Annotated in this window: 18 protein-coding genes and 4 pseudogenes; 14 read left to right on the forward strand and 8 right to left on the reverse strand. The window is 56.3% G+C overall.

The annotated features are described in order from the left end of the window. Positions 1-8 precede the first annotated feature (8 nt). Together ACYZT0_RS06780 and ACYZT0_RS06785 are read left to right on the forward strand one after the other, a co-directional pair. A complete protein-coding gene (locus tag ACYZT0_RS06780) occupies positions 9-1,760 on the forward strand; it encodes a L,D-transpeptidase family protein (RefSeq protein WP_462045166.1) in 1,752 nt (583 codons plus the stop codon). A gap of 244 nt (positions 1,761-2,004) precedes the next feature. Further along, positions 2,005-2,751 (forward strand): lipopolysaccharide biosynthesis protein, encoded by a 747-nt coding sequence (locus tag ACYZT0_RS06785; protein WP_462045167.1) that lies wholly within the window; start codon positions 2,005-2,007, stop codon positions 2,749-2,751. Between the two features lie 146 nt (positions 2,752-2,897). On the opposite strand, the pseudogene ACYZT0_RS06790 reads toward ACYZT0_RS06785, so the two are convergent. Further along, positions 2,898-3,035, reverse strand: a pseudogene (locus ACYZT0_RS06790) (LysR family transcriptional regulator); the annotation flags it as partial. Positions 3,036-3,241: 206 nt separating this feature from the next. On the opposite strand from ACYZT0_RS06790, the pseudogene ACYZT0_RS06795 reads away from it, so the two are divergent. The 6 genes and pseudogenes from ACYZT0_RS06795 to ACYZT0_RS06820 all read left to right on the forward strand — a co-directional run. Next, positions 3,242-3,418, forward strand: a pseudogene (locus ACYZT0_RS06795) (aldolase); the annotation flags it as partial. A 68-nt stretch (positions 3,419-3,486) separates the two neighbouring features. Then, positions 3,487-5,058, forward strand: a complete 1,572-nt coding sequence (locus tag ACYZT0_RS06800; protein ID WP_462045168.1) for a sensor domain-containing diguanylate cyclase — start codon at positions 3,487-3,489, stop codon at positions 5,056-5,058. Positions 5,059-5,201: 143 nt separating this feature from the next. Beyond that, positions 5,202-6,137 (forward strand): annotated as a pseudogene (locus ACYZT0_RS06805) (DUF1254 domain-containing protein); the annotation flags it as partial. Between the two features lie 397 nt (positions 6,138-6,534). Beyond that, the gene (locus tag ACYZT0_RS06810; RefSeq protein ID WP_462045169.1) at positions 6,535-9,105 is read left to right on the forward strand and encodes a bifunctional diguanylate cyclase/phosphodiesterase; all 2,571 of its coding nucleotides are present in this window, start codon (positions 6,535-6,537) and stop codon (positions 9,103-9,105) included. Positions 9,106-9,203: 98 nt separating this feature from the next. After that, entirely contained in the window at positions 9,204-9,998 is a 795-nt protein-coding gene (locus tag ACYZT0_RS06815; RefSeq protein WP_462045170.1) for an exodeoxyribonuclease III, read from the forward strand. A 112-nt stretch (positions 9,999-10,110) separates the two neighbouring features. Then, on the forward strand, positions 10,111-10,938 hold the full coding sequence (locus ACYZT0_RS06820; protein ID WP_462045171.1) for an arylamine N-acetyltransferase family protein: 828 nt from the start codon (positions 10,111-10,113) through the stop codon (positions 10,936-10,938). Between the two features lie 48 nt (positions 10,939-10,986). Here the strand turns inward: ACYZT0_RS06820 and ACYZT0_RS06825 are convergent, their stop codons facing one another. Together ACYZT0_RS06825 and ACYZT0_RS06830 are read right to left on the reverse strand one after the other, a co-directional pair. Next, positions 10,987-11,319, reverse strand: coding sequence for a BrnA antitoxin family protein (locus ACYZT0_RS06825; RefSeq protein WP_462045172.1), 333 nt, complete (start codon positions 11,317-11,319; stop codon positions 10,987-10,989). A 3-nt stretch (positions 11,320-11,322) separates the two neighbouring features. Then, a complete protein-coding gene (locus ACYZT0_RS06830) occupies positions 11,323-11,604 on the reverse strand; it encodes a BrnT family toxin (protein WP_462045173.1) in 282 nt (93 codons plus the stop codon). A gap of 254 nt (positions 11,605-11,858) precedes the next feature. Here ACYZT0_RS06830 and ACYZT0_RS06835 point away from each other — a divergent pair, with 254 nt between their 5' ends. Both ACYZT0_RS06835 and ACYZT0_RS06840 read left to right on the forward strand, forming a co-directional pair. Next, complete coding sequence (locus ACYZT0_RS06835; RefSeq protein ID WP_462045174.1) at positions 11,859-13,376, forward strand: nucleobase:cation symporter-2 family protein; 1,518 nt, start codon at positions 11,859-11,861, stop codon at positions 13,374-13,376. Positions 13,377-13,455: 79 nt separating this feature from the next. Continuing rightward, a pseudogene (locus ACYZT0_RS06840) lies at positions 13,456-13,689 on the forward strand (LysR substrate-binding domain-containing protein); the annotation flags it as partial. Between the two features lie 147 nt (positions 13,690-13,836). On the opposite strand, the gene ACYZT0_RS06845 reads toward ACYZT0_RS06840, so the two are convergent. The 5 genes from ACYZT0_RS06845 to ACYZT0_RS06865 all read right to left on the reverse strand — a co-directional run bounded on the left by ACYZT0_RS06845 (position 13,837) and on the right by ACYZT0_RS06865 (position 19,010). Then, positions 13,837-14,613: a nucleotidyltransferase domain-containing protein gene (locus ACYZT0_RS06845; protein WP_462045175.1), complete on the reverse strand. Its 777-nt coding sequence runs from the start codon at positions 14,611-14,613 to the stop codon at positions 13,837-13,839. Between the two features lie 409 nt (positions 14,614-15,022). Continuing rightward, a complete protein-coding gene (gene otnI / locus ACYZT0_RS06850) occupies positions 15,023-15,844 on the reverse strand; it encodes a 2-oxo-tetronate isomerase (RefSeq protein ID WP_462045176.1) in 822 nt (273 codons plus the stop codon). A gap of 42 nt (positions 15,845-15,886) precedes the next feature. Then, the gene (otnC, locus tag ACYZT0_RS06855; protein WP_462045177.1) at positions 15,887-16,525 is read right to left on the reverse strand and encodes a 3-oxo-tetronate 4-phosphate decarboxylase; all 639 of its coding nucleotides are present in this window, start codon (positions 16,523-16,525) and stop codon (positions 15,887-15,889) included. Next, on the reverse strand, positions 16,522-17,820 hold the full coding sequence (gene otnK / locus ACYZT0_RS06860) for a 3-oxo-tetronate kinase (protein WP_462045178.1): 1,299 nt from the start codon (positions 17,818-17,820) through the stop codon (positions 16,522-16,524). The genes otnC and otnK overlap by 4 nt, the downstream gene beginning before the upstream one ends. Before the next feature lie 80 nt (positions 17,821-17,900). Further along, on the reverse strand, positions 17,901-19,010 hold the full coding sequence (locus tag ACYZT0_RS06865) for a Gfo/Idh/MocA family protein (protein ID WP_462045179.1): 1,110 nt from the start codon (positions 19,008-19,010) through the stop codon (positions 17,901-17,903). A 187-nt stretch (positions 19,011-19,197) separates the two neighbouring features. Between ACYZT0_RS06865 and ACYZT0_RS06870 the strand changes: the two genes are divergently transcribed. The 4 genes from ACYZT0_RS06870 (at position 19,198) to ACYZT0_RS06885 (ending at position 23,346) form a co-directional block, all read left to right on the forward strand. Then, on the forward strand, positions 19,198-20,223 hold the full coding sequence (locus tag ACYZT0_RS06870; RefSeq protein WP_462045180.1) for a sugar ABC transporter substrate-binding protein: 1,026 nt from the start codon (positions 19,198-19,200) through the stop codon (positions 20,221-20,223). Positions 20,224-20,320: 97 nt separating this feature from the next. Further along, the gene (locus tag ACYZT0_RS06875) at positions 20,321-21,097 is read left to right on the forward strand and encodes an ATP-binding cassette domain-containing protein (RefSeq protein WP_462045181.1); all 777 of its coding nucleotides are present in this window, start codon (positions 20,321-20,323) and stop codon (positions 21,095-21,097) included. Positions 21,098-21,104: 7 nt separating this feature from the next. Then, positions 21,105-22,133 carry an ABC transporter permease gene (locus ACYZT0_RS06880; protein ID WP_462045182.1) on the forward strand — a complete coding sequence of 343 codons (1,029 nt, stop codon included), beginning with the start codon at positions 21,105-21,107 and terminating at the stop codon, positions 22,131-22,133. Continuing rightward, positions 22,093-23,346, forward strand: a complete 1,254-nt coding sequence (locus tag ACYZT0_RS06885) for a Gfo/Idh/MocA family protein (protein WP_462045183.1) — start codon at positions 22,093-22,095, stop codon at positions 23,344-23,346. Before ACYZT0_RS06880 ends, ACYZT0_RS06885 begins: the two co-directional genes overlap by 41 nt. Positions 23,347-23,565: the final 219 nt, after the last annotated feature.

Consider the following 23,565-nt stretch of genomic DNA (forward strand, 5'->3'; position numbering starts at 1 on the left):
GATTATCCATGGGGCAGTTAACAAGGTTATTCGTCATAAGCCGCGTTTTTTTTATGGGCTTTCTGATCAGCGGCGCTGCGATCGCCGAAACTTCGCCGATTGAGTCGACAATTGCGCCGAGCACCGTTATGGAAGCCGCAGCGGACGATAACGTCGCTCAGGCGATTCAGGCCACGCTTGCTCCGCTGAAAACAGCGTTTCCACCGTTGTTCACTTCACCGCGCCATCGGCGGGTGGATGTCAGCCGCCTAGTCATGGATTTTTATACGCATCGCGCCTATCGCGCGGTCTGGTCGAATGACAGCGACGTCAGCCAGTTGATTAAGAGCCTGAATGACACCCAGGCCGACGGTTTGAACCCGGCGGATTTCCATATGGATGAACTGGTCAGGTCTCAGTCATCGATGCAGACCTCGTCGGCAACGCCCGAGCAACGGGCAGCCTTTGATATGGCGACGACTCATACCTTCATCACTGCACTGATGCAATTGCGGCGGGGCAAGGTCGATCCTTCACGGCTCGACATCCACTGGAATTTCGACCCGTCCGGCGTCGATCCCCGCGACGACGTCAATAACTTCTTCGCCGCACTCGACAACCATGATGTCGCCCGTGCCTTTGCTCAAGCGCCACCGCAGGAAGCGATTTACGTCGGCTTGCGTCAAGCCTTGGCGCAACTGCGCAAGGTTCGGGACATGGGCGGCTGGCCGAAGGTTGCTGAAGGCCATTCCCTCAAGCCTGGCATGGACGAACCCGCTGTCGCGCAGTTGCGGGCGAGGTTGGCCGCAGGCGGTTTTCTGGACCCGCGAGTTACGCGTGGGACGAATTACGACGCCGCCGTCACCGCCGCGGTGAAAAAGTATCAAATCGAGCAATATCTTGGGGCGGATGGTATGGCAGGCGCAGCGACACTGGCAGCGCTGAATGTGTCCGTTGATGCGCGCATCGATCAGGTGCGGGTGAATATGGAGCGGGCGCGTTGGCTGCTTTACAAACTTCAGGGCACGTTCGTCATCGTGGATATCGCCGGGTACAAGGTTGCGATGTATCGCGACGGTCACCCGATCTGGCGTTCTCGGGTGCAGGTCGGTAAACCGGTGCGCAATACACCGGTATTCCAGGCCGAGATTTCTTACATCACGTTCAATCCGACCTGGACCGTGCCGCCGACGATCCTCAAACAGGATGTGTTGCCAAAAATTCAGAACGATCCAGGTTACCTGGCCGCCAACCAGATTCGCGTGCTTGATAGAGAAGGCAATGTGCTCGATCCGTCGACCGTTGACTGGAGCAATCTGCGCGGCCTCACCCTGCGTCAGGACGCCGGACCTGACAGCTCGCTCGGTCAGGTGGTGATCCGGTTTCCCAACGACTATGCGATTTACCTCCACGACACACCGCATCGCGAGTTGTTTGCCAAAACTGTCCGCGCCACCAGTTCGGGCTGCATTCGGGTAGAGAACCCGCTGCAACTCGTGGAGCTGTTGTTCAATGACCCGGTCCGCTGGAATAGCGAAGGCATTCAAAAGCAACTGGCTAACGGCAAGACCGAGAACATCCGGCTTCCGGTGAAGGTACCGGTGTTGCTGGCGTACTGGACGGTTGATTTGGGCAGTGATGGTCGGGTGGCGTTCAAGCCTGATGTGTATGGATACGATGCGCCGGTATTGCGCGCATTGAATCGGCCTTCGCAAATGCCTGTGCTGGATTTACACACATCGGCGGGTTCGGTGGCGGCGGCGGGGCTGGGTCAGCAGTAGGGGATCAGGCTTGGTTAAATAAGTCTGCCCCCTATACGGTCCTATTCGGTCCGTGCTGTTGGCTTACTGGACAGTGGACCTGAGTAACGATGGTCGAGTGATGCGTTGACAAAGCCAAAAGGTTGGCTCACCCGTTGCAAACTATCACAATGCAAAATAGTCACTGATCATCGATGTGAAGGGATAGGGAAATTGAAGATGGATGTTGCGCAAAAAAACTCGTCACTCATCACAGGTATGCTTCATGCGCATGACACTCGATGAGTGCCGCAACATTCAAAAAGGAGCTGTGTTTATCATTGCCTCGGGGGCGTCCGCTAAAGATTTTCCGCTGGAAAGGTATGCCGATGTTCCGATGGTCACGATGAACGGCGCCATCTCTATGTTCACCGGGTCGGGTATCAGGCCGTTCTTTTATGCCTGTACGGATCAAGGCTTTTCCCGACAGCAGCCCAAACTGTTTTCACAGGCCATGCGCATTAGTCAGCGGGTTGCACTGTGGGAAGAGCATATCTGGCATACGACGGTAGCGCCTGAGGGCGAGCTGTATTTACTCGGCCGAGCACCCAAGCTCTCATGGGCGGACCTGGTCTTCAGGGCTGATAAAGAACTCGTCAGAAGTCGAAAACTCGGTAATGGCCGCAATAGAACCCTCGGTTTCAGCAAGAACCTCAAACGCGGTTTTTTTGATGCCCGCACCGTGGCTTATCTGGCATTGCAGATTGCGTATCACGTGGGGTTTACCAAGGTGTTTTTGGTAGGCGTCGACTTGAATCAGTCTGTGAGCCGTTTTTACGAAGAGGCCGACACGTTCGCCTCGCCATGCCTGCTCGATCAGCATTTTTATACGCGAATCCTGCCGTCGTTCGAGATCTTGTCGAAGTACGTCGTGGATGATGATTTTCAGGTCTACAACCTGTCCAGTTCCTCAAGAATTCCGGGTGAACTCATTCCCAGGGTGACGTTGGATGAGATCGACAAGATGATCTAAAGGTTGTTCGTGGTACGCCCATTCTTTGTGATCATGCCTGGCCCAGCTCCTCGCACAAAAACTCCACCAACGCCCGTTGCAACCCGGTCAGCGCACCCTCGCGGCTGATCAACGCCAACTCCGTCGGTGGCAATTCGGGCAGGTCGGTGCATAGCCAGTTCTTCGCGTTTGCGAACCTGTTGGCTCACGGTTGATTGGGTTCGATGCACACGCTCGGCGGCGCGGGTGAAGCTGCCTTCGTCGACCACGCAGACGAAGGTCTTGAGCAATTCGAGGTCGAGCATGGCGGCTTCCCTTCGATTGCTACGGCACGCTGATTCAGTGGAATGAAGGCTTGAAGGCCGTGGCCGCCGAGATTTTGCGCGACAAGGGTGACCACGCCGTTGATGTCGAGCGACTGATCGAGGTGTACGACTGGCATGAGCACCGCCTGGAGCAGGTCCCGCCGCATCGCTCGTTTCGCCAGTTGAGCACGCAGGGATTGCACCTCGCCCAGGTGCAGTTGATGGCGATGGCGACCCAGCGCGAACTCAAGCCGGTGCCCCATGAGATTGCCCAGCGTGCGTACGAGCAAATGCGCCTGGGGGATGCAGAAAGTGCCCGAGCGCATTTGCACAGTGCGATGCGGCGGCTAGCCAAAGGACATTTGCCCGTTACCCCCCCGTAGACTAAGCTCTCAAAAAATAAGGGTTTTGGGTCTTTTTTACCCATGCCTTGCCCTTGCAGGACGAGCTTTTGCCAATCCCTCTTCACGATCCGCACAACGCCACTGGTGTCACCCTGAAACGTTTACCGCTGCGCAAAGCAGCGGTACTGTTTATTGCGGTCGTGTGCCTGAGCCTGTGCGGTTTGCTTTACCTGCAACTGGAACAGTCGCGTCGGCATGACCTGGCATTGGCGCAAGTGGCCTCCTCAAACCTGACACGGGCCATGGCGCAGCAGGCCGAAGACACCTTCATGCAAGCCGATCTGGTGCTGACCAGCCTGGCGGACTGGATTCAGGCTGACGGTTTCGGCGCGCCCCAAAAGGCACGCTTGCGGAAAACGTTCGCCCGGCGGGTGCAGGCGCTGAATCAATTGCACGGGATATTTCTGTTCGACCAGAAGGGGCAGTGGGTCGTTACCTCTTTTGACGATCTGCCACGCGGCCCGGGTGTGGCGGATCGCGAGTATTTCAAGTTTCACCAGCAGAACGTCTCGTCCCTGGCGCACATCGGGCCGGCGATTCGCAGTCGGCAAAATGGCGAGTGGATCATTCCGATATCCAAACGTGTGAACGACAAAAATGGCAACTTCCAAGGCCTCTTGTTGGCCGGCATCAAGATGGCGTACTTCGATCAGTTCTTCAAAAGCTTCAGCATTGATGACAACGGTTCGATGTTTTTGGGGTTGACCGACGGAACGCTGCTGGCGCGACGGCCGTTTGTGGAATCGCTGATCGGCACATCACTGGCCAAGAGCGAGATCTTTGAAAAATTGCGGCCCAATGCACCCTCCGGTAACGCGATGTTCAGCTCGCTGGTCGATGGTGTTGTGCGGTTGTATGGCTACCGTCAGCTCGACGCTTATCCACTGGTAGTGTCCGCCGCCTCGTCCAGGGAATCGATTCTCAAGGATTGGTACGACACGGCGTTTCATTCAACGGTCATCGTTGCCCTGGTGGTGCTGGGCGTGGGGCTGTTCGGCTGGGTGTTCCTTCATCAGGTGCGTCTCGGCGAACGGGTCGAGGCGGATTTGCGCAAGGCGAAGGAAGCGCTGAAGCTGATCGCGACCCATGACAGCCTGACCGGCCTGGCCAATCGCCGGTTGTTCGAAGGGGCGCTGGACATCGAGTTCGGCCGTGGCGCCCGGCAGTCGAGTTCGCTGAGCCTGATCATGCTCGATATCGATTACTTCAAACCCTACAACGATGCTTACGGCCACGTGGCGGGGGACCACTGCCTGGCTGAAGTGGCGCGGGCGGTGAAGGGGTGCTGCCATCGAAAAGCCGATTTGGCCGTGCGTTACGGCGGTGAGGAGTTTGCGGTTTTACTGCCTGACACTGACATTCACGGCGCGATGGTGATTGCCGAGCAGATCCGCCGCAGCGTCATGGACAAGAACATCATCCACAGCGGTTCACCCACGGGCTTCGTGACGGTCAGCCTTGGCTGTTATTCGTTTGTGCCGACGGGGCGGGACAGCATGGAAGTGTTTATCGAACGAGCGGATGCGGCGCTGTATCAAGCCAAGCATTCGGGGCGAAACCGCTCGGCGGTGCTGTCGATGGAGGGCGGTGTCGAGGCACTGTTGCGTTCGGATCGTTGAGGTGTAGCTCGAGGTTGTTTCACCCGCGCAACACCCCGGCCAGCCGGCTGTCCGCCTGTCAGACCCTGTTGAATTGATCGTCTAGAGTTGCGGTAGCTCTGCCGATTCCGGTAGATCTCCCCACAGCACGGACGATCGCCAAAATGTTGATTACTCAAGCATTGACAGCCATTGCTCTAACCGTTGCAGTCACCGCTATCTTTCCGCTCGCGAGCCACGCTCAATCGAGAGTCACAGCCGAAGAAGCTCACGCCATCGGCGTGGATGCCTACCTTTATTTTTACCCGCTGTTGACCATGGACATCACCCACAAACAATTCACCCCTTTCGAACCGGGCAAGGAAATCGGTAAAGGTCCGATGAATAGGTTTGTCAGCGTGCCGCAGTATCCACCCGCAGATTTAAAAGGGGTGGTGCGCTCAGACTTCGACACCCTGTATTCCATTGCCTGGCTGGATTTGACCAAAGAACCGCTGGTGATCGCAGCGCCCGATACGGCCGGGCGTATTTACGTGCTGCCGATGCTCGACCTGTGGACCGATGTGTTCGCCTCACCGGGTTGGCGCAGCACGGGTACACAAGCGGGGCGGTTTCTGGTGACACCGCCGGACTGGGCCGGGACGGTGCCTGCCGGACTGAACCATCTGCCGGCGCCTACACCCTTTGTCTGGGTCGTTGGCCGCACCGACACCGACGGTGCGGCGGACTACGCGGCCGTGCACAAAATCCAGGCGGGCTACACCGTGACACCGTTATCCCGGCTGGGTAAAAGCCCTGAACCGGCCAGCGTGAAAATTGACCCGGCCGTGGACGTGAAGACACCGCCAAAGATCCAGGTCGACATATTGTCGGTGGCCGACTACTTCGCCTACGCCGCTCAATTGCTCAAAATGCACCCTGCGCACATCACCGATCAACCGGTCCTGGCGCAGATGAAGCGTATCGGTCTCGAACCCGGAAAATCGTTCAACATGGATGCGCTGGAGCCTGAAATCAAAGCAGCGCTTCAGACCGTGCCCGAGGACGCGCAGACGCTGATGACGTGGAAGATTCCAACGCTCACTCGCGTGGCCAACGGCCGAAGGGTGGGTTCAACCTGACCCTGCGTTTGTCTGGGCTCAAGCCCGAGGTGTTGAACGGCAAGTGGAACCTGCCGGCGGTCACAAGCCGGGGTAAAAACCGGGTACATCCTTTACGTTTGAGACCGGGGACACGGTTTACAGGTATCAATCATGGTCAGGAGGTATTGACCATGCCTTGGAATCGAGAGTCCCCGATGGATCAGCGAGTGAAATTAATCAGGGACTGGCTTAGCGGCAGTTACAGCAAGCGCCAACTGAGTCGGCGATATGGCGTTATCCGGGCGCCAGAGCCCAGCATGGCTGCTATGGTCAGTGAACGTTCGGCGAGTGCCCGGTAAAAAAGCATTGCGAGCGTCGCATCCCGATCAGGCAATCGATTGACAGGATCAAGTGCATGGATATAACTGCCGTTACCACGGTCGCCGCTCCCCGTCATACGCCGATAACCCGCAACCTGGTGATTGTCGTCGGCCTGCTGTTTGTTCTGGGTGTGTTGATCGCCCTGTTGGCCTTGTTCAACATTGCCGGGCGGCTGGACGCCCAGGACCTGGCCAAGACCACTTTTTACACCCAGCGTGCGCTGCAAAACCGCATCACCGCCTCGAAAAGCTACGTCGTCAGTTATGCAAACTGGACGACCGCTTATGACCATTTGAACGGCAAGGTCGATGTGCAATGGGCCTACGTCGAGCAGAACCTGGGCAAAACCTTGTTCAGCATCGATCACTACGATGGCGTCTTCGTGGTCGATCATCAGCAAACCAAATACGCCGTGGTGCGCGGGCTTCAGGTGCAAGAGGCGGCGACCACCTATCTTTCGACATCGATGGCGACGCTGATACAGGCAGTCCAGAGTCAGGAAAGCCTCATTGATCCCGTCAGCCAGTTCACACTGTTCGAGGGCAAACCGGCATTGCTGACGGCTGCCGCGATCGTCCCCAATGACGAAAGGCCGGCGGCCGATCCCCAAAGCACCTCGGTGCTGGTGTTCGTCGACCTATTAAGCCCTGACAAGCTCAGCGCCCTGAGCACCGATTACGGTTTGCATGATTTAAGCCTGGCGCCTGATGACGCCCTCGCGCCCGGCAGGCCAGCCGTGGCACTGGCGGGCACCGGCTCCAGCCTGGTTTTCCGACTTGAACAACCGGGTCATCAGTTGCTCTGGTCGCTGCTGCCGCCATTGGGCGGTGCGCTGTTGGTGCTGGCGTTGTTAACGGCTTATTTCTTCCGGTATGTCTTACGCACGTCCGGGCACGTGGATGCCAGCTACACCAGCCTCGATTTATCGAACCAGGCGCTGGAGGCCAGTGAAGAACGTTTTCGTGCAGTGGCTGAGGCCGCTTCCGACTGGATCTGGGAAATCGACGACAAGCATTGCATCTCTTATCTGTCAGGACGTTTCGCCACCGTCACCGGTTATTCCGATCAGCAATGGATAGGGCAGGACATCGGGCAACTGCTCAATTGCGATACGCTGCCCTTGTCGCTGTGGCTGCATAAGCTCAATGAGGAACAACCCGTCAGCCATTTGCGCTGCTCCTATCGCGATCAGTCGGGGCAACAGCGTATTTGCCGGGTTTCGGCACGACCGATCCATCGCAAAGGCACGGTGCTGGGCTATCGCGGAACGGCCAGCGACATCACCGATGAAGTCGCCGCCCATGCCCAGATCCAGCATCTGTCGTTGCACGATGCCCTGACGGGTCTGCCGAATCGCAACAAACTGGCGCGATTCCTCGACGAGTCCCTGGCGCAGAAAGAGCATTCGGCGGCGCTGGCGCTGTTGATGATCGATCTGGACAACTTCAAGCCGATCAACGATTCCCTCGGTCACCCGGCCGGTGACGCAGTGCTGCTGGAAGTTGCCACCCGATTGCGCGAGTGCACGCGGGACATTGATCTGGTCGCTCGGCTCGGTGGTGATGAGTTTGTACTGGTGCTCAATGGCATGGACAGCCACGCGGAAATCGACCGGTTCTGCGAGCGCTTGCTCAAGAGCCTGCACCAGCCGATTCATTACGAGCATCACACGCTGCACATCGGGGCGAGCATCGGTGTCGCCTTGAGTCGGCGTCAGGGTCACATCCCCAATGAGCTGATCCGGTGTGCCGACATTGCGCTGTATCAGGCTAAATCCGATGGCAAGAGGACCTGGAGCTACTTTGCGCCGCACATGAACGATCAGATCCAGCACCGCCGGCAACTGGAAAACGACCTGCGCCGGGCGATCAAGAACAACGAGTTCGTGATGCATTACCAGCCGCGCTACAACATGGGCGGCAAGCAGGTCGTCTCGGTGGAAGCGTTGCTGCGCTGGCAGCATCCGGAACAGGGGCTGCTGAGCCCCGACGCGTTTATCCCATTGGCCGAGCAGACTGATCTGATCGTGCCTTTGGGGCGTTGGGTGTTGCGCGAAGCCTGTGAAACGGCCCTGACTTGGCCCGGTGCGTTGATGGTGTCGGTCAATTTGTCGCCTGTTCAATTTGCCCGCAGCGATGTGGTGGAGGACGTCAGGGAGGCATTGATCCAGACCCGTTTACCGGCTAGTCGCCTGGAGCTGGAGATCACCGAAAACGTGATGCTCATCGATGTGGAGGGCGCGCTGGCGACCATGAATGCGCTCAAGGAGCTGGGCGTGCGGTTGAACATGGACGACTTCGGCACCGGCTATTCGTCCTTGGGTTACCTGCGCACGTACCCGTTCGACGGGATCAAGATCGACAAGCGTTTCATCTCGTCCATGAGCAGCGGCGGCAATGACCGCGCCGTGGTGCAGGCAATCATCAACTTGGGCAAGGCCATGGGCCTGACCGTGACGGCAGAGGGGGTCGAAACCCCGGAGCAGATGGACTTCCTGATCTCGGATCAGTGCCATGAGGTGCAGGGATTCTATTTGAGTCGACCCATGGAAAAGCAGGCGTTGCTGCCACTGCTCAAGGCGTCGCAGGACGAGTTTCCAGTGTAGGGGCGTGCCTTTAGTCGCCTGTCGCGCTCGCGATGGCAACTGCCGGGGCGCACCCCGGTCACAACTGGATATCGACCCGCCATTGCGAGCGTTGGAACATGAAGAGCCTGAGAATCGCGACGTTCAACGTCAACGGCATGCGCGCCCGGCTGCCGAACTTGTTGGCCTGGCTTCAGCGAGAGCAGCCGGACATTGCCTGTTTGCAGGAGCTCAAGTCGGTCGACAGTGCATTCCCCGCCGCCGAGCTTGAGGCCGCTGGCTACGGCGCGATCTGGCAAGGACAGTCTTCATGGAACGGGGTGGCGATCCTGGCGCGGGATGCACAGCCGCTGGAGAGTCGTCGAGGTCTTCCGGGCGATGACAGCGACACCCATAGCCGGTATCTGGAGGCCGCCGTGCACGGGATTCTGGTGGGCTGCCTGTACCTGCCCAATGGCAACCCGCAGCCGGGGCCGAAGTTTGATTACAAGCTGGCGTGGTTCGAACGGCTGATCCATCACGCGCAGACGCTGCAGACCAGCGAGCATCCCGTGGTGCTGGCCGGTGACTACAACGTGGTGCCCACCGACCTGGACATCTACAACCCGCGATCCTGGCTGAAGGACGCATTGCTGCAACCCGAAAGCCGCGAGTGTTATCAGCGCCTGTTGGCCCAGGGCTGGACCGATTCCTTGCGTCAACTGTATCCGGAGGATCGGCTCTATACGTTCTGGGATTATTTTCGACAGCACTGGCAGAAAAACTCGGGCCTGCGCATCGATCATCTGCTGCTTAACCCGGCGCTGAGCCCTTATCTGCATGAGGCGGGAGTCGATGCCTGGGTTCGCAATGAGCCACATGCCAGCGATCACGCGCCGACGTGGATTCGGTTGAGTTCGCGCAAGCGGCGTTGATCTTTATGTGTGCGGCGATTGGCTAAATCAATTGTCAGTCGAGCCGCTTTATCCCTTATACATGGCGCCCACCGGCGCAGAGATCCGCAACCCCATGCATAAGGACAGAGCAATGAGCGAACCACACCTGACGAACCGTGCGTTGTACTTGCAGCGTCTGGGCTTCGACGCGCCCCCGGCGCCGACTCTGGAAACCCTGCGCCAACTTCAACTGCATCACACCGGCGCCTTCCCGTTCGAAAACCTCTCCACGTTGTCGGGCCAGCCGGTGCTCATCGACCTGCCGTCCATCGAGCAAAAGGTCCTGCACGACGGTCGCGGCGGTTACTGCTACGAACTCAACAACCTGTTTCTGGTCTTGCTCCAGGAACTGGGCTTCGATGCTCGCGGCATCTCCGGCCGAGTGGTCATGGGCCAGCCCGAAGGCGCGTGGACCGCCCGTACGCACCGCTTGAGCCTGGTAACCCTGGACGGCGTGCGCTACATCACCGACGTCGGCTTCGGCGGCATGGTGCCCACCGCACCGCTGATGCTCGATACCTCGACTGAACAGCTCACACCTCACGAACCCTATCGCATCGAACAACACGAGGATGGCTACACCCTGCGCGCCAGCGTCGTCGGCGAATGGCGAGCGATGTACATTTTCGATTTGCAGCGCCAGGAAGACATCGATTACGCCGTCGGCAACTGGTATGTCTCGAACCATCCAGAATCGTCTTTTGCCAGACAGTTGATGGTGGCGCGCACAGGGGAGGGATGGCGACGTACGCTGAATAACGGCAATTTTGCGATTCATCGTATCGGCAGTGAGACTGAACGGCGGCAAGTGACGGATGTGGATGAGTTGATCGGGTTGCTGGAGGGTGAGTTCGGAATTCGGGTGCCGGTGCATGCCGGGTTGAAGCGAGTGTTTGAGGGGCTGATTGAATCAAGCTAAAAACCGGAGTTCGGGCGTGAATCGCTCGACAGTGCTCATGAGGCAGGATCAAGACTCCATCACTCGATGGATTTCACTGAGCACCTCTGAGAGTTTTTTCTCCAGACTGCGCAGTTCGCAGGCCCTAATCCCTTCTTTGAAATGTCCTGCGTTCGCCACAGCGGTGCACTGATCCGACTCAGCCGTTTTGCCTTTATCGGTGAGCAAGGCCTGGCGCAAGGTGTTGTTGATTACCGTCTGATAGCCAAATCCCTCGCTCTCGGCCATAGAGCGAGCAGCCTCTATGACGACATCATCCAGCATGATGGTAATTCGGGTTTTGCCTTTGCCAGAAGCAACTGCTCCGCGCTTGGCATTGCTGAAGTCGTATTCGTCTTTCATTGATCAAACCTCCGTATAGCGCCGGCGCTCGTTTTTGGTGGCGATGCGCGCAGAAATGATTCGTACGAAATTCGGATCGCGATAGGTGTACGCAACGACCAACAAACGACCTTCGGCATCCAGCCCCATGATGATCCACCGCTGCTCATCGTGATGGTTGTCTTGCAACGAGAGGGCTCTTTCGTCATAAAACATGGCCTCCGTTTCCGCGAGGCTGATCCCTTGATGCTTTAATTTGTTAGCTGCGTTCTTTGCCTTGTGATACTGAATCTCGAATGGCTTCATTATGCATACGTTATATGTATAAGCGAGAGGCGTCCGTACCGGCGGTCGCTTGGAACCCAAAGGCTAGCGGGCGAGGGAGGAGGCAAAGAAAGGATGTATTTCAAAAGTTTTTGGAGGGGGAGGCTGCGCAGGTAAAGGACCGCGTGGACCGGTGTCCATAATCTGACTGATTAGTTGTATACAACTCTATAGACATTTGTCCTGACTCTTGCATACAGTGTGCGCACAACAAAAACCAGGGAACCCCCCAAACCATGAAAACGCCCCCTGTTTCACACGAACGGCCTGAGGACGAAAATCTCGGTGTCGGCGCGAATATGGCTTACGGCCTGCAACATGTTCTGACCATGTACGGCGGCATCGTTGCGGTGCCTTTGATCATCGGCCAGGCGGCCGGGCTCTCGCCGGCGGACATCGGTTTGTTGATTGCTGCGTCATTGTTTGCGGGTGGCTTGGCGACGTTACTGCAAACGCTGGGTTTACCGTTCTTCGGCTGCCAATTGCCGCTGGTACAGGGCGTGTCTTTCTCTGGCGTCGCGACGATGGTGGCGATTGTCAGCAGTGGCGGGGAGGGCGGGTTTCAATCGATTCTCGGGGCGGTGATTGCCGCCTCCCTGATTGGTTTGTTGATCACGCCGGTATTCTCACGCATTACCAAGTTTTTCCCGCCGTTGGTGACGGGCATCGTGATCACCACCATCGGCCTGACGCTGATGCCGGTAGCCGCACGCTGGGCCATGGGCGGCAACAGCCATGCCCCGGACTTCGGCAGCATGGCGAACATCGGTCTGGCAGCCGTGACGCTGGTGTTGGTGCTGCTGTTGAGCAAGATCGGCAGCGCGACCATCTCTCGTTTGTCGATCCTGTTGGCCATGGTCATTGGTACGGTGATCGCCGTGTTCCTCGGCATGGCAGACTTCTCGTCCGTCACCCAAGGCCCAATGTTCGGCTTCCCGACACCCTTCCATTTCGGCATTCCGACCTTCCACTTCGCCGCGATCCTGTCGATGTGCATCGTGGTGATGGTAACCCTGGTGGAAACTTCGGCGGACATCCTCGCGGTGGGTGAAATCATCGGCACCAAGGTCGACTCCAAACGCTTGGGCAACGGCCTGCGCGCCGACATGCTGTCGAGCATGATCGCGCCGATCTTCGGCTCCTTCACCCAAAGCGCCTTCGCCCAGAACGTCGGACTGGTGGCGGTGACCGGCATCAAGAGCCGCTTCGTGGTGGCTACCGGTGGTTTGTTTCTGGTGATCCTCGGCTTGCTACCTTTTATGGGCCGCGTCATCGCCGCTGTACCGACTTCTGTCCTCGGTGGCGCCGGTATCGTGCTGTTCGGCACCGTGGCAGCCAGCGGTATTCGTACGCTGTCCAAGGTCGACTACCGCAACAACGTCAACCTGATCATCGTCGCCACCTCCATCGGCTTCGGCATGATCCCCATCGCTGCACCGAATTTCTACGATCACTTCCCAAGCTGGTTCGCAACGATCTTCCACTCAGGCATCAGCTCGTCCGCGATCATGGCGATCGTGCTCAACCTGACCTTCAATCACCTCACGGTCGGTAACTCGGATCAGCAGTCGGTGTTCGCGGCGGGTACTGAGCGCGTCCTGCGCTATCAGGATCTGGCGGCGCTGCGCGAAGGGGATTACTTCAGCGAAGGTAAACTGCGTGACAGCGACGGGAATGAGATTCCGGTGGTGGAGGCGGACCATGGTTCGACGGAGCCGCGGGCGGTGCATTCGAAAAGTGGTGAGCATGTCTGACGGCTGCACTCACTAAAAGGGCTGTAGATCTGTCGCCCACAAAAAAGCCCCTGAATCTTTCGATTCAGGGGCTTTTCGCTATTGTGGCCTGGCCGGCCTGGGAGTTCTTTGGCTGCCAGACTACATGTCCAAGGCCCACCTGGCGCGCGGCGAGCTGGTGCCCTTGTTCGAGGACTGACGTCTCGATCCGATGCCGATATACGTGGCATTTCCGCCGAACCGGCATATCAGCATCAAGGTGCGCGTGTTCATCGATTGGGTCGCTGACCTGATGGCAGAACATGCGCCTATGACTGACCGACGTGATTCGTGACTACAGCGTTGGAAGTGGGGTGAGGTAATTCGATATGGGGGCCGCTTTGACCAATGATCGCTCCTGGCCGTTTGCTGTCTGTCGGGATCGGCTGCTTTGGGGCGATTACTGCCGATGACGACCGGCCGGAATCGACCCGAAGCGGACCTAACCGGTTTCTGAAGCCATCCAGGTCAAAAAATTATGGAGCTGAGTCGTAAACTCTTTTGGCTTAGCGTACGGGTTCCTTGCATGGGACAAGAAAAAAGAGATCTGCATTCTCATACACGGGTACTGCTGAACAAACAGCTCGACATGCTCTTCCAGTGTTTGCGGCCACATCAGGTCCTGTTCAGAGCGAAGTACTTGAGTTGACCGGATGAGTTTGCGCGAGGCTTCGCGTTGCAAGCGTAGCGATTGCGTCGGTGTGGTCGCCTGATCGATAAGATCGGCATACCGGGTCAGTACGGATTCAAAGTCACCATTCACGGCAATGGCGATATCACGCGACGGCTTGAACCGGTCGAAGCGCTTGGTCAGATCATTTCCCCATAAGCAACGACAGTGATGCTTGAGCCAATACCCCCAACTCAATCGATTGTCAGCCGCCAATACTTCAGAACGACTACCGATGTCGATATCGATCTTGATAACTTCGGTATGCCGACTTTCCAGCGTGCGCCTTTTCGACTCCAGCATTTCCAAATCCTGCGACGCAGGAGGGCTGTGCAGAACAAGGGTTAGGTCCAGGTCGGAAACCCCCTGCACGGCGTCGCCTCTAGCGACGCTGCCATAAAGATAAATCCCGTCCAGCAGAGGTTCCGACCGAGCGAGCGTCATGCAAACGTCCGCCAGTAAATCCTGAAACTGTGGCTGCACCTCGACGTTGGACACGGTGAGGATATAACCGTCTGCATCAATGCCACGAGGATGGAATCGTTCCATGAAGCCGTCCGTGAGTTGTGTTCAGAGAGGTACTTTAACAAAAGCCAATAGTGGCTGCTTCTGGCCGAGGCTGTATAAAAACGTTTTTTGAGCCCAGTGTTGGACTGAAAATCGCGTTTCTATGCAAAATCCAGATCGGCTGAGCAGCCGATAATTTTCAGATTTCGCATAGACGCGCAAACTTCAATTTTGACGAAGCGTTTTTACACACTCTGGGCCAATTGCTGCCTGTCGCGAATGGCTGAAATCGATACCAATCAGTGGGTTTTCTGAAAGAAAGGAAGCGGTGACGCGCTTTTACTGGGGCTCCAGATGTGACCATAAAGGGCTGCGTCCAGGCCGATAGCTACCTGTTAGCAAGGGCCAATTCCCAAAGCAATGGGATGGACTCCTCCTCACTTCGTCACATTTAGTCGCCGGCCTGGAAGCTATGACTCGCCTTGGATTGACCGACCTGCCAATCGCGCAACCATTTCAAACCCTCGGAGGTGTTGCCGCGCGGTCGATACTCGCAACCCACCCAGCCGCTGTAACCCAATTGATCGATCAGCTCGAACAGGTAGGGATAATTCAACTCATTGTTCATGTCCGGTTCGTGGCGATCCGGCACTCCTGCGATCTGAATATGACCGACGCCGTCGAAATCCCGACGCAGCTTCGTCGCCACGTCACCCTCTACGATCTGACAATGGTAGATGTCGAACTGGACCTTGAGATTGGCCTTGCCGACTGCTTTGCAGATGGCCTGTGCCTGATGTTGGTGGTTGAGGAAAAATCCCGGAATGTCGCGAGTGTTGATCGGCTCCAGCAAAATGGTGATGCCAAGCTTGGCTGCTTCTGTCGCCGCGTGGATGAGATTTTCCAGGTAGGTCCTATGGTGTCTGGCACGGTCTGCTTCACACGCCAGCAGTCCGGCCATGACGTGAATGCGGTCATTGCCCAGTACCGCGGCATATTCCAGGGCCTGGTCGAAACCGGCGCGAAACTCTAATTCACGGCCAGGTAAGGACACGGTGCCTTTTTCGCCTGCCTCCATATTGCCGGGTGGAGCGTTGAACAGGGCCTGGATCAGGCCATTGTCGTCGAGCCGCTGTTTCAATTGTTGCGCGCTGTAGTCGTAGGGGAACATGTATTCCACCGCCTGAAAACCATCGGCGGCGGCCGCGGCGAAACGGTCAAGAAAATTGTGTTCCGGGTAGAGCATGCTGAGATTGGCAGCGAAACGAGGCATGGAGACTCCTGAAATCAGTAAAACAATCGTACGGCCGGGGGGTTACCACTGAACACCAAAAGCCTCATGTAATTCATCCAGTGCCGCTCGGTGGAGCGGGGTCGGTTTGGGATTACTCATCAGCCAAAGGCGAGCCGTTTCTTCAAGCTCTTCCAGGGCATAGCTCGCTCTGGATACCGAGCTTTCCCACACCACCGGACCCAGCCGCTCCAGCATTACCCCGCGCACGCTGTTGGCCAGTTGCGCAACACGTTCGACCACCTTCGGTGAGCCGGGACGTTCATAGGGGATTAACGGAATGTGCCCGACCTTCATCACTTGATAGGGGGTCAGCGGCGGCAGGATGTCATCCCTGTGCCAGACCCCCGCCAACGTCAGCGCCACCAGATGAGTCGAGTGGGTGTGTACCACGCCTCCGACTCCTGGGTTGCGATCATAGACCTGACGGTGCAAGGCCAGGGTTTTTGACGGTTTGTCTCCGCTGACCCATTCCCCTATCAGGTTAACCTTGGAAACCGAGGCCGGGTCCAGACGGCCCAGGCAAGCGTCCGTGGGAGTGATCAGCCAACCGTCATCCAGCCGGGCGCTGATGTTGCCGGCACTACCCACCGTGTAGCCACGGCTATACAACAGACCGCCGACGTCACAGATCTCTTCGCGCAGGGCGTTTTCGTTGCTCATGCTTGAACTCCCGCCAGTTGCTTTAGAGCCTTGGCGAAGAAATCAGGGCCACCAAAGTTGCCGGACTTGAGTGCTAGGGCCAGTGGTTCCCCAGGCGTAGTGACGCATGCGGGCACACCAGGGTCGATTTGCGCACCGATCCGCAATAGCTGGATATTCAGAGCCTGAACCACGGCCCCCGAGGTTTCCCCTCCGGCGACCACAAAGCGACGAACACCTGTCTTGTGCAGCCCGCTGGCTATCCTGCCCATGGCCTGCTCAACCATGTTCCCCGCGCGCTCGGTCCCCAACTCACGTTGTACGGCCTTGACCTCATCCGGGGTGCTGGTGGCGTAGATCAGTACCGTTTCTGCACTGTCACCGGCGAAGGTCAGCGCCTCCTCAACGACTGGATTACCCGCAGCCAATGCCAGCGGGTCGACACGAAAGGCCGGACGACCTGCCTGCAACCAGGTCGCTACTTGCCCATTGGTAGCTTGCGAAGCGCTGCCGGCGAGAACCACTTCGCCGCCTTCCACCATTGGCACTTGAGCGGCGTCCAGGTCACGTAACTTACCGGCACGACGAAAGTTATCCGGCAAGCCCAGCGCCAGCCCCGAACCACCCGTCAACAGCGCAAGATCGGCGCAGGCTTCGCCCAATACGTAGAGATCCGCATTGGACAAGGCATCGGCGACCGCCATGCGTATACCGTCGGCGCGAAGCTGCGCCATGCGGGTTCGAATGCTCTCGACTCCCTTGGACACGGTGTCATAGCGCAGCAGGCCGACTTTGCCCTGGGTCTGCGATTGCAGCACGCGAACCAGATTGGCGTCAGTCATCGGTGTCAGCGGGTGATGCTGCATGCCCGACTCGCTGAGTAATTGGTCCTGTACGAACAAATGCCCGCGAAAGACCGTGCGACCGTTTTCCGGGAAGGCTGGACACGCGAGGGTGAAATCACTGTTCAGTGCGCCAAGCAGGGCTTCGCTTACCTGGCCGATATTGCCGGCCGCGCTCGAGTCGAAGGTCGAGCAGTATTTGAAGAAAATCTGTTCGCAGCCACGCTCACGCAGCCAGCGCAACGCTTCGAGCGCCTCCTTCACGGCATCGGCAGCCGGCACAGTCCGAGACTTCAGGGCGATGACGATAGCGTCGGCGTCGGCGTCGAGCTGACCGGCGACATCGGCACCGGGTATGCCGATGCTTTGCACGGTGCGCATGCCGCCGCGCACGAGCATGTTGGCAAGGTCAGTGGCACCGGTGAAATCGTCAGCGATGCAGCCCAGCAGGGGGCGGGCAGGGGCAGTCAACATGTTGAGTTCCTCAATCGTGATGCAACGCATCTCGATTTTAGTTCGTCGTGGCAAACAGGGACTTGTGAAACACGACCCTTTCACGAGCGAAAGTTAACAGTCTCAAATGAGCGTGATTGTGCCGAACGGGCAATCGTCTCCACAATTTCGGCTACCCGGTAACCATCCTCAAAAGTTGCGCGCGGCGCAATTAGCTTGCCTGCTGCTACCGCTTCGAGCATATGTCGAGCTTGATGGGCGAAGCACTCGTTCCAGCCGAGTGGATGCTGGCCTTGGATGCCGATAGGTAGCCAGAAATCACTGTAGGGATGATCCGCTTGAGTGACCATCTGAGTGCGCGAACCGCGTTTTGGTTCGTAAATAACGAGTTCGTTCAGGCGCTCCATATGAAATGCGATTGAACGCTTGCTCCCGTCAATTTCAATGAAGCCACCGAGATTATGGGCGCTGGCGACTCGCGACGCTTCGAACGAGGCACTGGCGCCATTGTCCAATTGGGCAACACAGACGAAGGAGTCGTCGTTCACGTCAATCACTTTGCCTGCTGGGTCTTTAGTCCAAGTGTTAGTCATGGCGGCTACCGAGCTCACTTCACCCACCAGGAAACGCGCTTGATCTATATGGTGTGATCCAAGGTCGCCCAGTGCACCAAGACCTGCTTGCGAACGACTGAAGCGCCAAGACAAAGGATCGCCAGTCACCATGTTGAGTAAAAAGCGGGAGCGGAAATGACGAATCTCACCAAGCTCGCCAGACATAATCATTTCTCGTGCCAGATTGAGCGCAGGGATTGATCTATGCATGAAGGCGCACATTGCGGTGGCTTCGGTTGCCCCAACTCCTTTCCACAATTGATAAGCCTGATCGGCGGAGCCAGCCAGCGGCTTTTCGCAAAATACCGACTTGCCGGCTTGGGCCGCCGCAATTGACGGTTCCGCGTGAAGATGATTGGGCCCGCAGTTGATCAACAGATCAATATCAGCAGCACCCGCCACCTCACGCCAGTCAGAAGTAATGCGCTCGAAACCATAGCGTTTCTGGGCTTCTGCAGCGAGTTCGAGATTCTGATCTGCGATCGCGACCAAGCTGATATCAATTTTGGGCGACCAACTTGCCATAGCGGCATTGCGAAAAGCCAGTGCATGCATCTGACCAATAAAACCCGCGCCTATTAAGCCAATTCTGATCATCGTGATATTTCCTGAGGAGGGTGCATGTTTTGTTTTTGTCTGGTGCGCATGGCACGTCTTTGTAGTGCAAGTGCAACATGATGAGGTAGCGAGCAAATGTCAAATAAATTGTTGACAATCTTGTCGATGATTCTATGCTGAACCCAATGCACCTCGTATGAAGGGCAACTAATAATAAGAGGCAGACATGAATACAGAATTCTCGCGCCGCCGTTTTGGACAGATCTTGCTAGGAGCCAGTGCTTTATTGGCATGTGGCGGGGTGCTCGGCGCTATCGCTGGCACGGGCAAGAAGATCGCCATCCTGCCAAAGACACTCATTAATGACATTTTTCAAATCAAGATCGCTGAAGCTGCGGAACGTACCGCAGCAAAGCTCGGCATCTCGACCGAACGCTTCAGTGCCAGCAGCGATGTTGCGGTACTAGATCAGATAAACATTATCGAAGCCCTCATCGCCCGTGGCGAGTTTGGCGGAATTGTGTTGGCGCCGACGGTCGCACGGGGCTTAGGTAATGTGGTGCGCAAGGCAAAGCGAGCGGGCATCTTTGTCATCCTGGTCGACGCTAGTACAGACGGCGATGGTCATGTCACGTTGATCCAGGGCGACAATCTCAAGGCTGCGGGCGCCGCTGCCGATTTCAGCGCCAAACTGATTGGCGCGAAAGGAAAAGTGGCGATGCTGGAAGGTGAGCCTGGCGGCACAACTGCGGCGCAGCGCACGCAAGGTTTTCATGAAGCGCTCAAGAAATACCCTGAGATTAAACTGGCCAGTTCCATTACTGGACGCTGGACATTGCCGGGTGGGGTACAAGCTACCGAGGCGATTATTACTGCCCATCAGGATATCGATCTTATTTTTGCCGCATCCGACATGATGGCTCTAGGCGCTCGCCAAGTTCTTGATCGGGAAGCAAAAAAAGCAGAAGCCAAAGGTAATATCATCCAAGCCAAAAAGTTTTCAGAGGTCAAGATAGTTGGCTTTGATGGTGTTGCCGAAGCGGTCAAGCAAATCTGGGACTGCAAAATGTCCGGCACTGTTTCCTTGTATCCCGACGTAATGGGTAGCAAAGCAGTCGAGATACTGGCGAAGTTGATGTCGGGTGAAAAACAGCCTTCGGATTATCCCGCGCTTATTGATTCCGGCATGTTGCTAGTGACGGCAGAAAATGCTGATGACTACGCCATGCGGATAGGCCTTCAGAAGAGCTAAGTTGGTTTAATAGCAAGCAATGTATGACGAGTCATGCATAGCAGTTACCTTGCTCGGATCCGATTAATAAAAACAATGTCCAAGATAGGAAGAATATATGTCACTTCTTTCAATTCGCAATGTACGTAAGCAGTTTGGTGCATTATTCGCGCTCGACGATGTTTCTATCGAATTTAATGCTGGCGAAGTTGTTGCTTTGCTGGGAGATAACGGTGCAGGTAAGTCGACGCTGATCAAAGTCATTTCTGGCACGTATATACCCGAGGAAGGCGAGATCACGTTAGCGGGTGAAAAAATCGAATTTTCCACACCAAAAGCTGCACTTGAGGCCGGTATCCAGACCGTATTCCAGGATCTTGCGCTATGCGACAATCTCAGTGTCGTGGCCAATCTTTACCTGGGGCAGGAGCTGCGCAAATCTATTTTCCCCGGCCTGTCTTATTTCGATACTGCCCGCATGCGACGCCGAGCTACAGAGCTGCTTGTGGAACTTGCCGTCGATTTGCCTAGCGTGGATGCCATGGTCAAAGACTTGTCCGGCGGTCAACGGCAATCAGTCGCCATCGCCAAGGCAGTCAACGCCGATTGCCGTGTGATCATCATGGATGAACCGACGGCTGCGCTCGGTGTGGCCCAGACTCGCAAAGTGCTGGCGCTGGTGAAAGAGTTGCGGGCGCGTGGTATGGCAATCATTTATGTCACTCACAACATGCACGATGTAATGGAGGTGTGCGACCGTTGCGTGATCATGAAAAACGGTCGCAAAGTCGGCGAGGTTGCGACCTCGGCAATCAGCAAAGAAGAGTTGGCCAACATTATCATCACCGGTGAAATGAAGACTACTGCCACCGCTCCAATTCAACTTCCTGCTTAGGTGTCTTATGTCCGCGAATAGTCAATCCAGAAACCCGCCCGAAAAACCCGCAGAAAAAGAGTTCTCATTTTCTTTCTGGCGTTTATTCGATGTGATCGGCCCATTGTTGCTACTGATTGTTATTTTTCTGGCCATAACGCTTATCCATCCAGCGTTCTTCAGCAGTGCCAACATGATGACCATCGGCTTGCAGGCATCGGTTAACGCTTTGTTGGCGATCGGCATGACTCTGGTCATCATTTCCGGCGGTATTGACCTCTCTGTCGGCACCATGATGTCACTGTCGATGGTGGTGATGGCGGTCGCCACTACTTCATTAGGTATACCGATGCCTGGAGCGATGGTTCTTGCCATTGGTCTAAGTATCCTGGGTGGCGCTATTAATGGTTTCTTGATTGCCTATGCCCGGATCCCGGCTTTTATCGTCACGCTTGGCATGTTAGGAATTGCTCAAGGAACGGCATTGAAACTGTCTGGTGGCTACGCACTGTATGGATTTCCGGAATGGTTTGATTACATCGGGAATGGCGAACTGCTAGGCATTCCGTTCCCGATCTGGGTTGTGGCCGTAGTTGCTATCTTGGCTCACTATATATTTACCCAGCGTCCCTTGGGTCGCTACACATATGCGATTGGGGCCAGTGAAGAGAGTGTCAGGCGTGCGGGTGTCAATGTTAAACGGCTAAGAATTAAAATCTACATGTTTGCCGGTTTCACTGTCGGCTGTGCCGCGATTGTGCTGTCGTCTCGCATCAGCTCAGCACATCCTGGGATTGGTCTCGGTTATGAACTAGATGCGATTGCTGCTGCCGTCATCGGCGGAGCTAGTTTGATGGGGGGGCGCGGTAGTGTGATGGGAGCGGTTAGCGGCGCTCTAGTCATGGCGACTATCCGCTTTGCCCTGAATGTTTTTGGCATGGATCCATTTTTACAACAGATTGTGGTGGGAGTGGTGCTGATCGGCGCTGTGTATCTCGACACGATCCGTGTTTCATATGAAGAAACTCTTACCAAAGCACGCGCACGACAAAAATGACAATCACTTAAATGACGATCACATTCGCATGAGGACACAAGACATGTACTCAACTGTTTTAACGAAACTCGGTCGCCGTTTGCGGCTAGGCATGGTGGGTGGTGGCTTTGACTCGGTCATCGGCGAAACGCACAGAATTGCTTACCAAACCGATGGTTGCTATGAGCTGGTCGCTGGTGCCTTTTCGATTGATCAAGAAATATCGCGCGCGACCGGCGCGGGGTTGCTGGTATCGCCTGATCGTATTTACGACGATTATCGCGATATGGCGAGGCGTGAAGCGGCGCGTACAGATGGCATCGACGTGGTGGTGATTGCAACGCCGCCCCAAATACACAAAGACGTTGCGATGGCGTTTCTTAATGCGGGCATCGATGTCATCTGCGAAAAACCCCTGACCAAGACCGTCGCGGAAGCGGAGGAACTCGCTGCATGCGTAGCATCGTCGGGGCGTCTGTTTGTACTGACGCATTGTTATTCCGGCTTCCCCATGGTTCGCCATGCGCGTGACCTGGTCAGGTCAGGTGCGCTGGGACGTCTACGCATGATAGAGGTAGAATTTGCTGGCGGTGCGCCGGGAGTATCGGTGGAGGTGGAAGATCCAGCAAAGCGACATTGGCGCTTTCGTGCCGCATCGATGGGTAAAGAAGCTGTACTTGGCGAAGTCGGTTCGCATGCTTATCATCTGATGAGCTATATCACCGGCATGCTGCCGCAGCGTTTGTCTGCACGCATGCAGACGTTGGCTGCGCGGCGAGAGGTGTATGACAACGCTTATCTCGATTTCGACTATAAGGAAGGTGTTGTTGGTCGCCTGTGGGCAAGCTATGTCGCCACTGGCAGTCAGCATGGTTTGTCATTCCGTATTTATGGTGACCAGGCTTCGATTGAATGGCGTGAAGAGAATGCCGAATATCTTCATTTCCGACCGCTTCAAACACCAGAGATGATTCTTCGATCGGGGCAGGACGGCACTTCTGATTTTGTCGCGCGCTCTTCGCGTTTCCGGCCCGGGCACCCGGAAGGTTATCCGCTGGCTTTTGCCAATATCTATGCAGAAGCTGCGCTGGCGTTGGTAGCCGCCCGCACCGGTACTGGCAGCTCGGATTTGATGGGCAATCTTCCAAGCATTGCCGATGGTGTCGCCGGTATGCGCATGATTGCCGCCGCTACTGCATCGAATCAGAAGGATGGTGACTGGCAATCCTTGTAATTATGGCCGCAAGAACTGAGTGCAGCAACTTACCGTCCGGTAAGGTGCTGCCATGTCGTACAAAGATCTCGCGCCTTTCTCTAAAATATATAGCGGGTGAGCAGCGGGTAAGCTAGATGAAACTTAAAAAATCTGCGTTTGACTGGAAACTATGGTTTTTGCTCAAAGGAAGCGACTGTCCAACTACAGGCAAGAGAAGTCGGATAAGTTTGCGTATTT

The organism is Pseudomonas sp. ZS1P83, assembly GCF_054897825.1.